The sequence below is a fragment of the Solirubrobacter deserti genome (genome assembly GCF_027587175.1).
Lineage (GTDB): Bacteria > Actinomycetota > Thermoleophilia > Solirubrobacterales > Solirubrobacteraceae > Solirubrobacter > Solirubrobacter deserti.
Map to the genome: position 1 here is coordinate 41,240 of NZ_JAPCID010000026.1, position 15,692 is coordinate 56,931.

At 71.1% G+C, this 15,692-nt stretch carries 14 protein-coding genes and 1 pseudogene; 12 read left to right on the plus strand and 3 right to left on the minus strand.

Annotation, left to right across the window (positions count from 1 at the left end; translation table 11 throughout):
• Positions 1-222 precede the first annotated feature (222 nt).
• Positions 223-705, minus strand: a pseudogene (locus tag OJ962_RS34465) (ABC transporter ATP-binding protein); the annotation flags it as partial.
• Between the two features lie 74 nt (positions 706-779).
• Positions 780-1,253 (minus strand): MarR family winged helix-turn-helix transcriptional regulator, encoded by a 474-nt coding sequence (locus OJ962_RS18320; RefSeq protein ID WP_202954345.1) that lies wholly within the window; start codon positions 1,251-1,253, stop codon positions 780-782.
• 58 nt (positions 1,254-1,311) lie between these two features.
• Here OJ962_RS18320 and OJ962_RS18325 point away from each other — a divergent pair, with 58 nt between their 5' ends.
• The 12 genes from OJ962_RS18325 (at position 1,312) to OJ962_RS18380 (ending at position 14,955) form a co-directional block, all read left to right on the plus strand.
• The gene (locus tag OJ962_RS18325; protein WP_202954346.1) at positions 1,312-3,759 is read left to right on the plus strand and encodes a DUF6351 family protein; all 2,448 of its coding nucleotides are present in this window, start codon (positions 1,312-1,314) and stop codon (positions 3,757-3,759) included.
• Positions 3,760-3,795: 36 nt separating this feature from the next.
• Positions 3,796-4,590 carry a CoA transferase subunit A gene (locus OJ962_RS18330; RefSeq protein WP_202954347.1) on the plus strand — a complete coding sequence of 265 codons (795 nt, stop codon included), beginning with the start codon at positions 3,796-3,798 and terminating at the stop codon, positions 4,588-4,590.
• A 20-nt stretch (positions 4,591-4,610) separates the two neighbouring features.
• A complete protein-coding gene (locus tag OJ962_RS18335; RefSeq protein WP_202955187.1) occupies positions 4,611-5,333 on the plus strand; it encodes a CoA-transferase subunit beta in 723 nt (240 codons plus the stop codon).
• The gene (locus OJ962_RS18340) at positions 5,330-6,493 is read left to right on the plus strand and encodes a thiolase family protein (protein WP_202954348.1); all 1,164 of its coding nucleotides are present in this window, start codon (positions 5,330-5,332) and stop codon (positions 6,491-6,493) included. The genes OJ962_RS18335 and OJ962_RS18340 overlap by 4 nt, the downstream gene beginning before the upstream one ends.
• Complete coding sequence (gene pcaH / locus OJ962_RS18345) at positions 6,490-7,191, plus strand: protocatechuate 3,4-dioxygenase subunit beta (protein WP_202954349.1); 702 nt, start codon at positions 6,490-6,492, stop codon at positions 7,189-7,191. Before OJ962_RS18340 ends, pcaH begins: the two co-directional genes overlap by 4 nt.
• Positions 7,188-7,691 (plus strand): protocatechuate 3,4-dioxygenase subunit alpha, encoded by a 504-nt coding sequence (pcaG, locus tag OJ962_RS18350; protein ID WP_202954350.1) that lies wholly within the window; start codon positions 7,188-7,190, stop codon positions 7,689-7,691. The genes pcaH and pcaG overlap by 4 nt, the downstream gene beginning before the upstream one ends.
• Positions 7,660-8,751 carry a lyase family protein gene (locus tag OJ962_RS18355; RefSeq protein ID WP_270006519.1) on the plus strand — a complete coding sequence of 364 codons (1,092 nt, stop codon included), beginning with the start codon at positions 7,660-7,662 and terminating at the stop codon, positions 8,749-8,751. The genes pcaG and OJ962_RS18355 overlap by 32 nt, the downstream gene beginning before the upstream one ends.
• Positions 8,748-9,500: a 3-oxoadipate enol-lactonase gene (pcaD, locus tag OJ962_RS18360; RefSeq protein ID WP_202954352.1), complete on the plus strand. Its 753-nt coding sequence runs from the start codon at positions 8,748-8,750 to the stop codon at positions 9,498-9,500. The genes OJ962_RS18355 and pcaD overlap by 4 nt, the downstream gene beginning before the upstream one ends.
• Positions 9,500-9,868 (plus strand): 4-carboxymuconolactone decarboxylase, encoded by a 369-nt coding sequence (gene pcaC / locus OJ962_RS18365; RefSeq protein ID WP_202954353.1) that lies wholly within the window; start codon positions 9,500-9,502, stop codon positions 9,866-9,868. Before pcaD ends, pcaC begins: the two co-directional genes overlap by 1 nt.
• A complete protein-coding gene (locus OJ962_RS18370; RefSeq protein ID WP_202954354.1) occupies positions 9,865-10,647 on the plus strand; it encodes an IclR family transcriptional regulator domain-containing protein in 783 nt (260 codons plus the stop codon). The genes pcaC and OJ962_RS18370 overlap by 4 nt, the downstream gene beginning before the upstream one ends.
• A gap of 5 nt (positions 10,648-10,652) precedes the next feature.
• Positions 10,653-11,096: a Fur family transcriptional regulator gene (locus OJ962_RS18375; RefSeq protein ID WP_202954355.1), complete on the plus strand. Its 444-nt coding sequence runs from the start codon at positions 10,653-10,655 to the stop codon at positions 11,094-11,096.
• 109 nt (positions 11,097-11,205) lie between these two features.
• Positions 11,206-14,955 carry a M14 family zinc carboxypeptidase gene (locus OJ962_RS18380; protein WP_202954356.1) on the plus strand — a complete coding sequence of 1,250 codons (3,750 nt, stop codon included), beginning with the start codon at positions 11,206-11,208 and terminating at the stop codon, positions 14,953-14,955.
• An 89-nt stretch (positions 14,956-15,044) separates the two neighbouring features.
• On the opposite strand, the gene OJ962_RS18385 is transcribed toward OJ962_RS18380, so the two are convergent.
• A complete protein-coding gene (locus OJ962_RS18385) occupies positions 15,045-15,653 on the minus strand; it encodes an ArsR/SmtB family transcription factor (protein WP_255525866.1) in 609 nt (202 codons plus the stop codon).
• Between the last annotated feature and the right edge of the window lie 39 nt (positions 15,654-15,692).

Sequence of the window (15,692 nt, forward strand, 5' to 3'; positions counted from 1 at the left end):
GAGGTAGCGCTCCCTGACGGCCTCGCTCTCGGCCAGCTCCTCCGCCGTCCCCCGCAGCGCGACCTCACCGACTTCGAGCACGACCGCGTGATCGGCCACCGCCAGCGCCATCGCCGCGTTCTGCTCCACGAGCACGACGGTCACGCCGCGCGCGTTGATCTCACGGATCACCTCGCCGACGCGCTCGACGATCTTCGGCGCGAGCCCGAGCGAAGGCTCGTCGAGCAGCAGCACCTGGGGCGAGGCCATCAGCGCCCGGCCGATCGCGAGCATCTGCTGCTCGCCGCCGCTGAGCAGACCGGCGCGCTGGGTCGCGCGCTCGCGCAGGATCGGGAACAGCTCGTCGACCCACGCGCGCGCCTCGGCCCGCTTGGCCCTGTCGGGCGCGGCGAGGCCGCCGGCGCGCAGGTTCTCCTCCACCGTGAGGTTGGCGAACACGCGCCGGCCCTCCGGCACCTGGACGAGCCCGGAGCGCGCGATCGAAGCGGCGTCGTCGCGCGGCAGCGCCTTGCCGCGCAGCTCGATCGTGCCACCCGTGATCGCGCCGCCCGAGGCCGGCAGCGTGCCGGATAGCGCGCGCAGCAGCGTGGACTTGCCCGCGCCGTTGTTGCCGAGCACAGCGACCACCGAGCCCTCGGGCACCGAGAGCGAGACACCGCGCAGCGCCTTCACGGCGCCCGCGTAGCTCACGCGCAGGTCGTGCACGTCCAGCAACTGCCCACCACACCTCTCTCCTCGCCGGTGGTCTGCGAGGAGCGTATTCGGCTACCTGACTACTGTCAACGGGGACCGAACCCCGCGCCGAGCCGGTAGACCGCGTTGACGAGCGCCCCCGTCAGCTGCTCGCGGCCGGCCTCGTCAAGGTCGGCGAGCATGGCGTTCTCCATGTGCCCGACGGCCCGGTCGCAGGCGGTCAAGACCTCGCGCCCGCGGTCGCTCAGGGTCACCTCGAGCACCCGCCCGTGGTTGGCCGCGGGCGAGCGGACGATGTACCCGTCGGCCTCGAGCGAGTTGAGAACTTCGGCCATGGACTGCGGTGTCACGTACGTCCGGCGCGCGAGCTGGGCGTTCGAGAGCCCGGGCCGGTCGCGCAGGATCGAGAGCGCGGTGTACTTCGGGACGGTGAGGTTGAAGGGGGCGACGAGCGCGCCGATCTCACGCCGGATCGCACGGTCCAGCCGACCGATGACGTAGCCGATGTGCGGAGTGATCACCTGCGGCTGCGAGGACACGCGGGCGACAGTACTGGACACGAGGAGTATTGTCGAAACGAGTCTCAGGCCACCTGTCATCTGGGGAGAGGAGAGGGCCATGGTCGGTCGCGCGTCGGCGGTCGCCGTGTTGCTGGTCGCAGGGCTGGGCGCGGGAAGCGCGCACGCGAGCGGGGTGCAGTCGCTCGAAGTGCTGTCCAACCGTGCGGACCTTGTCTCGGGCGGTGACGCGCTCGTCGCCGCGAAGGTCAGCGGGCCGGTCACGGTCGACCTCAACGGGACCGACGTGACGAGCGCGTTCGTGGCCGGCGACGGCGAGGTACGCGGCCTCGTCAGCGGCTTGCGAGTGGGCGAGAACGTCCTGACCGTGCGCGACGCCGGCGGTGCCGGCAAACGGCTCACGATCACCAACCACCCGATCGGCGGCCCGATCTTCTCCGGTCCACAGGTGACGCCCTACGCCTGCAACCCGAACGCGTCCAACCCGCCGCTCGGCGCGGCCACCGACGCCCAGTGCAACGCGCCGACCAAGGTGGAGCTGCTGTACCGCAACGCCGCGAACCAGTTCGCGCCGTATGACGTCGGGAACCCACCGGCCGACGTGCAGACGACGACCACCGACCGCGGCCTGACCGTCCCGTTCATCGTCCAGCGCGTCACCGGCACGGTCAACCGCGGCATCTACCAGCTCGCCGTGCTCGTGGACCCGAGCAAGCCGATCGAGCCGTTCGCGGCCGCGCAGCCGTGGAGCGGGAAGCTGCTCTACACGTTCGGCGGCGCGTGCGGCACCGAGCACCGCCAGCTCGGACCGGAGAACGTGCTCCGGCAGGTGCAGGCGCTCGGCACCGGCTTCGCGGTCGCGACCTCGAGCCTGAACATCTACGCGCAGAACTGCAACGACGTGGTCTCCGCCGAGGCGGCGATGATGACCAAGGAGATCGCGATCGAGCGCTTCGGGCCGGTGAAGTACACGCTCGGCACGGGCGGCTCGGCGGCGACGATGCAGCAGCACCTGCTGGCCGAGAACTACCCCGGGCTGCTGAACGGGCTGATGACGAGCCAGGCCTTCGAGGACCACTGGACGCAGGTGCAGGGCTCGCTCGACTGCCGCGTCCTGATGCACTACTTCTGGCCGACGAGCCCGCTGTCGCAGCCGGGGCACGCGACCGCGCCGCCCAACGCGCTGTTCCCGACCGCCGCTTCCCGCCAGCCCGTGTGGGGCTCGAACCCCACCAACCCGGACAACCTCTGCGGGCAGAAGGTGCTCGCGTTCGGCGCCGACCGCACGGAGCTCGTCCCGGGCGCGAACGTCGCGTGCGGCCTGCAGCCCGCCCAGGTCTGGCATCCGGTGAACAACCCGACGGGCGAGCGCTGCGGCATCGCGGACTACATGCGCGCGGTCTTCGGCGTCACCGTCACGCCGGATGCGCCGAACGGCAAGGGCAAGCTCGCGATCGACAACGTCGGCGTGCAGTACGGGCTGGTGGCGCTGCAACGCGGGCAGATCACGCCCGAGCAGTTCGTCGACCTCAACGCCAAGGTCGGCGGGATCGACATCGACGGCAACTTCGTCGCGGCTCGTTCCGTCGCCGACCCGGACGCGCTGCGGATCGCATACGAGACCGGGCGTGTGAACAGCGCGACCGGCGCGGCGAACCTGCCGGAGATCGACAACCGGACGGGCGGGCAGATGGACGACACCGGCTTCCATCCGGCATTCCACTCCTTCACCTACCGCGCGCGGCTGGATCGCTCCAACGGCCACCACGCCAACCAGGTGATCTGGCTCTCGCGCACGGGTGGGGCCGTGCCGAACCAGTTCGACGCGATGCGGCGCTGGTTGGACACCGGCGAGAAGCCGACGGAGGGCTGCTTCATGCCCGGCGGCGTGCGCGGCGACCTGAGCTGCAACGGCACGTGGACGCCGTACGGCAACCCGCGGCTCGCGGCGGGCGTCCCGTACACGCTGGACATCGTCAAGTGCCAGCTCAAGCCACTGGCGCGCGGCGACTACGCCGTGCCCTTCACCGACGAGCAGTGGGCGACGCTGCAGGCCACCTTCCCGGGCGGCGTCTGCGACTACAGCCAGCCGGGCGTGCGTCAGGGCCCGCCGAAGGCCCGCTGGCTGACGTTCGCCGACGGGCCGGGCGGCCGCGCGTTGGGCCACGCGCCGAGCGCGGTCGAGTTCGTTCCCGCGACGGTCGGCGGCACGGTGCCGGCGACGCTCGCACTCTCGATCGCGCCGGCCGCGTTCCCGCCGTTCGCTCCGGGCGTCGACCGCGACTACGAGGTCACGACCACCGCGACGGTCACGAGCACGGCTCAGAACGCGACGCTCTCGCACTCCGAACCCGGGCACATGACCAACGGCGCGTTCACGCTGGCCGAGCCGCTGCGGATCGAGCTCGGCCGGACGACCTGGTCGGGGCCGACCTCCAGTGAGGCGGTGCCGGTCACGTTCAAGCAGTTGATCAAGTCCACCGACCCGCTGCGCACGGGTAGCTACTCGAGGACTGTGACCTTCACCTTGTCGACGACTTCGCCGTAGGCACGCTATGGTTCGCACTGCGAACTAGCGTTCACTATGCGAACACACGCCGAGATCTCATCCTTGACCGACGCCGTCGCGGACCTGGTGCGCGACGGCGACACGGTCGCCCTCGAGGGCTTCACCCACCTGATCCCCGTCGCCGCGGGGCAGGAGCTCATCCGCCAGCGCAAGCGCGACCTCACGCTCGTGCGGATGACGCCGGACATCGTCTACGACCAGCTGATCGGCGCCGGCTGCGCGCGCAAGCTGATCTTCTCCTGGGGCGGCAACCCCGGGGTGGGGTCGCTGCACCGGTTCCGGGCGGCCGTGCAGGCGGGCGAGCTGGAAATCGAGGAGCACTCGCACGCCGGCATGGCCAACCGCTATGCGGCGGCCGCCTCCGGCCTCCCGTTCGCCGTCCTGCGCGGCTACAACGGCACGTCGCTGCCAGACCACACGGACACGATCAAGCCGATCACGTGCCCATTCACCGGCGAGCAGCTGACGGCCGTCCCGGCTCTGGACCTCGACGTCGGGATCATCCACGCGCAGCGCGCCGACCGGCAGGGCAACGTCCAGCTGTGGGGCCAGACCGGCGTGCAGAAGGAGACCGTGTTGGGCGCCAGGCGCAGCATCGTCACCGTCGAGGAGATCGTCGACGAGCTCGACGACAAGCCGTACTCGGTCGTGCTGCCGCGTTGGGTGGTCACGCGCGTGTGCGAGGTGCCGGGCGGCGCGAAGCCCTCCTACGCGCAGGACTACTACGACCGCGACAACGACGCGTACAAGGCGTGGGACGCGACCTCGCGCGACGAGGCCGAGTTCGACAAGTGGCTGGAGGCGTTGTGAGCTCCTACGAGTCCGACGAGATGATGAGCGTCGAGGCCGCGCGCCAGCTGCGCGAGGTGACCGCGTGCTTCGTGGGCATCGGCCTGCCCAGCACGGGCGCGAACCTCGCCCGCCGCACGGTCAACCCGGACCTCGTGCTCGTGTACGAGGCGGGCGCGATCGGGGCCAAGCCGCCGCGGCTGCCGCTGTCGATCGGCGACGGCATGCTCGGCGAGACCGCCGACTACATCGCCTCCGTGCCCGAGATCTTCAACTACTGGGTGCAGCCCGGCCGGATCGAGGTCGGCTTCCTCGGCGCGGCCCAGCTGGACCGGTTCGCGAACATCAACACGACCGTCGTCGGTGACTACGCGAACCCGAAGGTGCGGCTGCCGGGCGCCGGCGGCGCGCCCGAGATCGCCGCGTCGTGCGGCGAGGTGATCGTGATCGTGCGCCAGTCGCCGCGCGCGTTCGTGGAGCGGGTGGACTTCATCACGTCGGTCGGCCACGGCGACGGCCCCGGCGCCCGTGAGCGCCTCGGGCTGCGTGGGAAGGGTCCGACGAAGGTCATCACGGACCTCGGCATCCTCGAGCCCGACCCCGAGTCGCGCGAGCTGGTGCTCACCCACGTCCACCCGGGTGTCTCGGCGGAGCAGGCGCAGGAGGCGACGGGCTGGGACCTCAAGCTCGCCGACGAGTTGAAGACGACCGAACCGCCCACGCAAGAGGAGCTGAAGGCGTTGAGAGAGTTGGTGGCCGCATGAGCGCGTTCATCTACGACGCGGTCCGGGTGCCCTTCGGCCGCTACGGCGGCACGCTCGCCGGAGTGCGACCGGACGACCTGGCCGCGCACGTCGTCACGGCGCTGCTCGAGCGCACGGACCTCGACCCGGCGCGCCTGGACGACGTGATGTTCGGCAACGCGAACGGCGCCGGCGAGGACAACCGCAACGTCGCCCGCATGGCGGTCCTGCTCGCCGGCCTGCCGACGAGCATCCCGGGCACGACGGTCAACCGGCTGTGCGGCTCGTCGCTGGACGCCGCGATCCAGGCCAGCCGGGCGATCGAGACCGGCGACGCCGAAGCCGTGCTGGTCGGCGGCGTGGAGTCGATGAGCCGCGCCCCGTGGGTCGTGCTCAAGCCCGAGAAGGGCTTTCCGAGCGGTCCGCAGACGATGCACTCGACCACGCTTGGCTGGCGCATGGTCAACCCCAACATGCCCGAGCAGTGGACGATCTCGCTCGGTGAGAGCACGGAGAAGCTCGCCGGGATCTACGGGATCGAGCGCGGCGAGCAGGACGAGTTCGCGCTCAAGAGTCACCAGCGCGCCGCGAAGGCGTGGGACGACGGGCTCTACGACGGCTGGGTCGTCCCGATGCCGGGAACCGAGCTCACGCGCGACGAGGGCATCCGCGCCGACACCTCGCTCGAGAAGCTGGCCAAGCTCAAGCCCGCGTTCAAGCGGGACGGGACGGTGACCGCGGGCAACGCGTCGCCGCTCAACGACGGCGCGGCCGCGGTGCTGATCGGCGGGGAAGCGCTCGGCGGTGAGCCGCTCGCGCGGATCGCCGGGCGCGGCGCCCACGGCGTGGACCCGGACGTGTTCGGGATCGGCCCGGTGGAGGCCGCCAACAAGGCGCTCGCCCGAGCGGGCATCGGCTGGGAGGACCTGGACCTGGTCGAGCTCAACGAGGCGTTCGCCGCCCAGTCGCTCGCCTGCCTGCGCGAGTGGAAGGAGCTCGACCCGGACAAGCTCAACGTGAGCGGCGGCGCGATCGCGCTCGGCCATCCGCTCGGCGCCTCCGGCGCGCGCATCCTCGGGACGCTCGCGCACGGGCTCAAGCGCACGGGCGGCCGCTGGGGGCTCGCCGCGATCTGCATCGGCGTCGGACAGGGCCTGGCGGTGGTGGTGGAGGCGACATGACGCGATTCCGCGACGACGCAGAGGTCCATCCGCCGATGGACTACGCCGGGTACAAGTCGACCGCGCTCCGGCACCCCAAGGAACCACTGATCATCCTCCCGCACCGGCTCACCGAGGTCACGGCGCCCGTCTTCGGCGAGGACCGGCTGCGCGAGTACGACAACGACCTCACGCGCGGCCCGCAGGGCGAGGCGATCGGCCAGCGGATCATCGTCCACGGCCACGTCAAGGAGGACGACGGGCGCCCGGTCCCCAACACGCTCGTCGAGATCTGGCAGGCCAACGCCGGTGGGCGCTACCGCCACGCCGTCGACCAGTGGCCGTCGCCGCTGGACCCGAACTTCACCGGCGCGGGCCGGACGATCACGGACGACAAGGGCTACTTCCGCTTCCTGACGATCCGCCCGGGCGCGTACCCGTGGCGCAACCACCCGAACGCGTGGCGCCCGGCGCACATCCACTTCAGCCTGTTCGGGCGCGCGTTCACGCAGCGGCTCGTGACGCAGATGTACTTCCCGGACGACCCGCTGTTCTTCCAGGACCCGATGTACAACTCCGTCCGTGACGAGCGGGCGGCCAAGCGCATGGTGAGCGCGTTCGACTACGAGTCCACCGAGGATCACTGGGCGCTCGCCTACCGCTGGGACATCGTCCTGCGCGGCGAGGAGGCCACGCCGACCGAGGAGCCGCACGCGTGAGCACCACGCCCTCCCAGACCGTGGGTCCGTACCTCGCGATCGGGCTGCCGTGGCCGGACGGCCCGGACGTCGTGCCGCCCGACACGCCCGGCCGCATCCGCATCCACGGCCGCGTGTTCGACGGCGCCGGCGATCCGATCGGCGACGCGATGATCGAGACCTGGCAGGCCGACCCCGACGGGAAGTTCGGCCCCGGGTTCCGCGGCTTCGGCCGCTGCCCGACCGACGCCGAGGGCGCGTGGGAGATCTTCACGCTCAAGCCCGGTCGCGTCGACGGCGAGCAGGCGCCACACATCGACGTCAGCGTGTTCGCGCGCGGGATGCTCAACCGCACCGTCACGCGGATCTACTTCGCCGACGAGGACAACGCGGGCGACCCGGTGCTGGAGAGTGTCCCCGAGGCGCGGCGCGCGACGCTGATCGCGCAGCCCGCCGACGACGGCTACGAGTTCGACGTCCACGTCCAGGGTGAGCGTGAGACCGTCTTCTTCAAGGTCTGAGGACGTCTTCGCGGGCGTGCTCGCGCGCGGCGGCGCAGCCGAGCAGGTCTCGGGCCGCGCCTGGCTGCGCGCGTTGCTCGACTTCGAGGCCGCGCTGGCGCGCGCGCAGGCGGGCGCTGGGCTCATCAGCGCCGAGGACGCGCTCGCGATCGAGGCCGCGTGCGACCCGGACCTCTACGACCCGGCCGAGATCGGCGCGGGCGCGGCGACGATCGGCAACCCCGCGGGCGCGGTCGTGCAGGTGCTGAAGGCCGCTGTGCCCGACGCGCCCGTGCACCAGGACGCGACGAGCCAGGACGCCGTCGACACCGCCGCGATGCTGGTGGCCAAGCGCGCGCTCGTCCCGCTCCTGCACGACCTGCGCGGCGCCGCCGACGCGGCCGCCGCGCTCGCCGAAGCGCACCGCGACACGCCGATCATCGGCCGCACGCTGCTCCAGCAGGCGCGGCCGACCACGTTCGGCCTCAAGGCCGCGGGCTGGATGGTCGCGCTCGACGAGGCCGCCGACCAACTGCACAGCGTCCGGCTCGCCTACCAGCTGGGTGGCCCGGCCGGCACGCTCGACCCGCCGTACACCCTGGATCTGGGGCTCGATCGGCCGCTGCTGCCCTGGCACACGCTGCGGGGCCGGGTCGGCGAGCTCGCCGGGGCGCTCGGCGTCGCGGCCGGCGCCGTCGGCAAGGCGGCGCTCGACGTCGTCCTGCTCAGCCAGTCCGAGGTGGCCGAGGTGCGGGAGGCCGCGGGCGGCGGCTCCACCTCGATGCCGCACAAGCACAACCCCGTCGCGGCCGTGTCCGCGCTCGGCTGCGCCAAGCAGGCGCCCGGGCTCGTCGCGACGCTGCTCGCGGCGATGGTGCAGGAGCACGAGCGCGCCGCGGGCGCCTGGCACTCGGAGTGGCGCCCGCTCACCGAGCTGCTGACCGTGACCGGCTCGGCGGCGAGCTGGCTGCGCACGTCGCTGGAAACGCTCGAGGTCGACGCGGACGCGATGTCCGCCCGGGCCGAAGGCGACACCGGCGCCGCCGCGACCCTCGTCCAACGCGCACTGGAGCACCGATGATCCCGTACCACCGCGTCACCGGGCCCGAGGACGCGCCCGTGCTCGTCCTCTCCAACTCGCTCGGCGCCACGCTGAAGATGTGGGACCCGCAGGCCAGGGCGCTGGCCCGCAAGTTCCGGCTCGTCCGCTACGACACGCGCGGGCACGGCCGCAGCGACACGCCGCCCGGGCCCTACTCGATCGACGACGCGGGCCGCGACGTGCTCGACCTGCTCGACCATCTGCAGGTCGAGCGGGCGCACTTCGCGGGCCTCTCGCTGGGCGGGATGACCGGGATCTGGCTCGGCATCAACGCGCCCGAGCGCGTCGACCGGCTCGTCCTGCTGTGCACCTCGCCCAAGATGGGCCCGGCCGACCTGTGGATCGACCGCGCCAAGACCGTGCGGGAGAACGGCACGGAGGCGATCGTCGACGGCACCTTCGAGCGCTGGTTCACCGCGGACTATCGCGCCGGGCACGACCTGACGCCGTGGCGGGAGATGTTCGTCGGCGTCGACGACGAGGGCTACGCCAGCTGCTGCGGGATCATCGAGAAGATGGACCAGACGGACGGGCTGCCGCACGTCAAGGCGCCGACGCTGGTCATCGCGGGCGCGCAGGACCCCGCCACCCCGCCGGACGACCACGGCGCCGTGATCGCGGGCGCGATCCCGCACGCGCGCCTGGAGGTCGTCGACCCCGGCGCGCACCTGCTCAACGTCGAGCGCCCCGACGTCGTCACCGACCTGATCCGGGAGCACCTGAGCTGATGGACGATCCCCGCTACGAAGCCGGCATGAAGGTCCGCCGCGAGGTGCTCGGCGACGAGCACGTCGACCGCGCGACCGACAACGCCACGGACTTCACCCGCCCGTTCCAGGAGTACATCACCCGCTCGGCGTGGGGCGAGGCGTGGACGCGCCCCGGCCTGGACCGCAGGACCCGCTCGTGCATCACGCTCGCGATCCTGACCGCGCTGCGCGCCGAGAACGAGCTCCCGATGCACGTGCGCGCCGCCAAGCGCAACGGGCTCACCGACGAGGAGATCCTCGAGGTGCTCATCCACACCGCGGTCTACGCCGGCGTCCCCGCCGCGAACTCCGCGGTCGCGATCGCCAACCAGACCCTCAACGAGTGAGTGACTTCGTCCAGTCGCTCGAGCGCGGGCTCGCCGTCATCAAGGCCTTCACCGCCGAGGAACCGGAGCTGACGCTCGCCGACGTCGCCCGCCGCACCGAGCTCACGCGCGCGGCGGCGCGGCGCTTCCTGCTCACGCTCCAACAGCTCGGCTACGTGCGCTCCGACGGCAAGCGGTTCGCGCTCACGCCGCGCGTGCTCGAGCTCGGCTACGCGTACCTGTCCAGCCTCACGCTGCCCGAGATCGCCGAACCGCACCTGGAGCGGCTCGCGGCCGAGGTGCGCGAGTCCTCCAGCGTCTCGGTCCTCGACGGCGACGAGATCGTCTACGTCGGCCGCGTCCCGACGAGCCGCATCATGCGCGTGGCGATCAACGTCGGCACGCGCTTCCCCGCCCACGCGACCTCGATGGGCCGCGTGCTGCTCGCCGCGCTCCCGGACGCCGATCTGGAGGCCTACCTCGCGCGCGCGGACCTGCGCGCGCTCACGCCCCGGACGCTCACCGACCCGGAGGCGCTCACCGCGGAGCTGGCCACGATCCGCGCCCAGGGCTGGGCGCTCGTCGACCAGGAGCTCGAGGAGGGCCTGCGCTCGGTCGCCGCGCCCGTGCGCGGACGCGACGGTGCCGTCGTGGCCGCCGTCAACGTGTCCGCGCACGCCAGCCGCGCCTCCCGCGAAGCGGTCCAGACCACGCTGCTGCCGCCACTGCTGGCCACCGCGCAGCGCATCGAGGCCGACCTGCGCGACGTCGGGACGCCCCAGGCCCGCGCCTATCATTGAGCGCGATGGCAGAGTGGTCCGAGCAGGCTCTGGAGAAGCTGTCCGGAGCCGGATACCGACGCGGGGGCGCCCGCGAGGCCGTCATCGAGCTGTTGAGCGAGCAGCCCTGCGCGCTCTCGGCGCTGGACATCGAGGATCGCCTGCGCACGGGTGACGGCCGGCGCGTCGGGCGCGCGTCGATCTACCGCGTCGTCGACGAGCTGGTGAACCTGAACCTGCTCACCCGTGTGGACGTCGGCGACGGCGTCGCGCGCTACGAGCCGCAGCGGGGGGACGCGGCCCACGAGCACCATCACCACCTCGTGTGCGACGGCTGCGGACGCCTGGAGCCGTTCCAGGACGCCGCGCTCGAGCACGCCATCCACGCACTGGCCGCCCGTGTGTCGTTCGACGTCTCCGATCACGACGTCACGCTGCACGGCTGCTGTCAGAGCTGCCGCACCGTGTAGCGACCTCAACACTTCTGTGATTGTCATCCAGCGCCCCCCGCGCTGCAATTGAGGCAAACCCCGGTGAGGGCCGGGGTGTTCGTTGCTCTTACAGGGGGGTTGCACCACAATGCGCTTGCGCGCACCCGCGCTGCTGCTGGCGTCACTGGCAGCATGCGCCATCACGCCGTCGATGGCTTCGGCGGCGGAGTCGATGATGCCTTACAAGATCGACGCGACTGCCGCGCAGTCGGAGATCTTGAAGGACCTCGGCTACGACATGCACGAGGGCCACGTCCACGCCGACTCCGGGCTCAAGCACCTCGAGATCATCGCCACCAAGAGCGAGGTGGCCGAGCTCAAGCGCGCGGGCATCACCGCGACGGCGCTCCAGATCGATGCGCCGGTCGCCAAGGACCCGGCGCTCGGCGACAGCCCGAACCAGTTCTTCAACGTCTACCGGACGTACATGGAGCCGGGCGGCATCAAGGACGAGATCCTGAAGACCGCCGCCGAGAACCCGGACGTCTTCAAGGCCGTCAAGATCGGCACCTCGACGCTCGGCAAGCCGATCTACGCGCTGAAGATGACCGAGAACGCGCGCAACGTGAAGGACGGGTCCCGCGACGCGATCCTGTTCTCCTCGGTCAACCACGCGCGTGAGTGGATCGCGGCCGAGATGGGCCGCCGACTGCCGGTGTGGTTCGCCGAGCACAAGGACGACCCGAAGATCCGCGAGCTGATCCAGACGCGCGAGCTGTGGTTCCTGCCGATCCAGAACCCGGACGGCTACGACTACACGTTCACCTGCGGCGTCGGCATCAGCACCGATCCGGCCAAGAACAAGGCCGTCCCGTGCGACTACCGCACGCTCGGCAACAACCCGAGCTCCCAGGTCACCAACCGGTACTGGCGCAAGACGCTGCGCGACAACAACGGCAACGGCGTCTACGGCGAGCCGTCCTCCGGCGGCGTCGGCGACGGCGTCGACCCGAACCGCAACTATCCGGCCAAGCGCGGCATCGACGAGGAGGGCGCGAGCAACTCCACTGGCAGCGAGACCTACCGCGGCCCGTACGCGCTGTCCGAGCCCGAGAACCTCGCCGTCGACCGTCTGCAGCGGCGCGTCAAGTTCACGGCCAACATCAACTACCACTCCGCGGGCCAGCTGCTGCTGACGCCGGTCTCCTACACGACCGACTACTACCCGCCGGACTCCACGCTGTTCGACGCCATCACCGGCACGGACGGCGACGAGGCCGTGTTCCCGTATCGCTCGCAGCACTCGTCGGACCTCTACGAGTCCAACGGCGACACGATCGACAACGCGTACATGAACTACGGCATCATCGGCTGGACGCCGGAGATGGACACGTGCTCCACGCTGGGCGACCCGCAGGGCTGCAACCAGTTCGCCTCGCCGGACGACGAGGAGATCGTCCAGGCGGTCTTCCAGAAGAACCTGCAGTTCGCGCTCAACGTGACCAAGTCGCTGCCGAACATGGGCCGTCCGAAGGAGTTCGAGGACGACCCGAGCCACTACCAGATCAAGCCCACGCAGGACATCCAGCCGAACCGCTTCGACGTCTCCTACGGCGCCCAGGGCCAGCAGGTCGAGGCCATCATCCGCAAGGAGCTCGGCCCGTCCTTCATCACGGTCTCGGTCGTCGGCCAGGGCAACACCAACGTCACCGTCCGCATGGCGCCCGCGCCGGCCGGTGAGCGCTACAACGAGGTCAACGGCTACTACTTCGAGCGCCGCCGGGCCACGATTCCGTCCCGGATCGGCAATCGCGACCTGCAGGCCGGCGACATCGTCAACGTCGTCGTCAAGGCCGGCGGCCTCCAGCAGGAGTTCCGCTACCGCATCCAGGCGACGCCCGATCCCGTCCCCGCGGGCCAGACCGCCAAGAAGCGCGTCCTGGTCGTCGCCGCCGAGGACTACACCGGCAAGTCGCCGAACGTCGACGCCGGCTACGCCGCGGCCCCGCGCTACCTGACCCAGCACGTCGCCGCGCTCGAGGCGGCCGGCTACGAGGTCGAGACGTTCAACATCGACGCCCCGCCGCAGAACGGCGGCACACCGAACGGCGTCGTGCACCCGCCGATCAAGTACCCGACGGCGATCGGCGTGCTCTCGCACTTCGACGCGGTCAACTACTACTCGGGCGACGACTTCGTCCCGCAGGACGCGGGGGAGACCGACCCGCGCCGCATCACTTCGGCGACGGAGCAGGCCGGCTCGTTCGAGATGGCGCCGTGGGCGCACAAGGTCATGATCGAGCTGCGCGAGTACGCCAACGAGGGCGGCAAGCTGCTCGTCGACGGCCGCAACGTGCACCAGGCGTTCACGAGCAACAACGCGACCCTCGGCGCGACGGGTCCGTACACCTGGACGCCGGACAAGCTGTACGGCTTCTATTACCCGCCGAACAACAGCGGTGACGACGACCTGCCGGGCACCGCGTGGCAGCGGTCGCGCGGCAGCTCCAATGACACGTGGCAGAACTACCTCGGCGTGATCGGTCGTCAGTCCGGCGTCGGCACGCCCGAGCTCGAGGTCCTCACCGTCAAGAACAACAACGGTCAGGACATCCCCAACCCCAACCCGCTGGTCTCGCCGTACCCGGCGGCGCCGAAGCCGGGCGGCATCCTCGCCGGCATGAGCCCGCTGGTGATCGACACCGGCTCGGCGAACGAGCCGAACGAGGCCGCCGACGGCTCGCCGCTGCCGCAGGCCCGCAAGCCGCTGCGCCTGCGCGACTGGGGACCGACGAACGAGCCGCTGCGCGCCGAGCGCGTCGAGGCCGACTTCGCCACCCCGCTCACCTACACGACCACCGGCGGCGCCGTGATCTCCACGCGAGACGCCGTGGCTCTGGGCTTCGGCCTCGAGCAGCTGAGCCAGGCCCAGCGCAATGAGGTCGTCCAGCGCGCGATGGCGCACCTGCTGCCCGCCGGCGCCGACACGACGCCGCCGACGATCAACGGGTTCAAGTACCCGGCCAACAACCACGTCGCGACGCCGCACGATCCGGTCGACCTCGAGCTGACCACGTTCGACGAGCGCGGCGACATGGACAAGGTGGAGCTCTACGCCGACGGCCAGTACGTGGCCACGACCGAGGTCTATCCGTTCCAGTTCCGCTACACGCCGCCGGCCTCGGCCGTCGGCAAGACGGTCCGGCTGACGGCGAAGTCGATCGACGCCGCCGGCAACGCCGCGACGTCCGGCGCGCTGTTCGTCAACGTGGTCGCGGGCGAGACGCGAGCGGAGTCCCCGCTGCCGATCGCCGATCCGACGCTCGACGGCCTGCCGATCGTGGGCGAGACGCTGACCTGTGTCAGCGGCGGCTTCCTGAACGGGCCGGAGGAGTTCGAGTACGAGTGGGTGCGCAACGGCGCAGCCATCGAGGGCGCCACGGACGCGTCCTACGTCCCGACCACGGCCGACATCGGCCGCTCGGTGGGCTGCCGCATGTTCGCGAGCAACAGCGCGGGCACCGCGGACGCGTGGTCCGAGGCGCTCTTCGTCTCGCCGGCGGCGCCGAAGCCGCAGCCGGCCGCGACGCCGACGCCCACCGCGACGCCCACGCCGCAGTCGGCGGTCCGGTTCACGGCCCGTGCGACCTGCAAGATGGCGTCCTCCCGCAAGGCCGTGACGTGCACGATCACGCGTGTCACCCCGAAGGGCTCGAAGACCACGCTCACCGCCACCGGGCGGGTGCAGGGCACGTCGAAGACGTACCGCAAGGCGAGCACCAGCGACTCCGTGAAGGTCACGGTGCGCTCGACCAAGCGCCTGAAGAAGGGCGCGAAGGTCGTCCTCGCCGTCAAGAGCGGCAGCACCACGCGGAACATGACGATCAAGTCCCGCTAGTGGAGCAGTAGCGCCACGAGGGCCCCGCCGTCTCGGCGGGGCCCTTCGTGATGCACCGGGTGGGCTCGCCGCCCCCCGGACCCCCTGCTTTAGGCGGCGCGCTTGAAATGAAGGACGGCGAGCTCGGTCGGGAACACGTCGGTGTCCCCTTCGTTGTGGCGGTTCGCGCTTTCCTCCGCGATCGCCAGCGCCTGCTCGTGCGTCTTGGCCAGCAGCTTGTTGAGCTTCTTGAACGCCTTCTCGTCCAGTTCGAGCGGCGTGCGGTCGAGGATGACGTCAGGGTCTTGCAGGTGGCCGGCGTCAGCCGCCCCGGCGAGGTCGTTGACGAGTTCGGACAACGTTTCGCCGGTCAGCTCCCCGCGCAGCCCGGCGGGAAGCGTGCGCCACTGGTCGTCGTCCAGGTTCGGACGCGCCGTGGCCCGGTAGAAATGTTGCAACGCGCCCCGGCGCGGTTCGGTCCGCACGAGCTCGACGCAGTCGTAGTCGCGCAGCATGCGGACGTGGTAGCTGACGACCCCGAGCGGGGCTCCGAGCTCCACCGCGAGATCGCCCGGGCTGGCGACGCGCTCGCCGAGTCGCTGCAGGATGCGCGCCCGCAAGGGGTGCGCAAGCGCTTTCGCGATCCGGGCTTCCGAGGTCTCCCCCGGTGGTCGATTCCGTCCGGTATTACCGGATGGGGTTGATGGACTGGTGGGCATGGTCGCCCGCAAGCCTACCCGTCAGCGCCCTTACCGCCC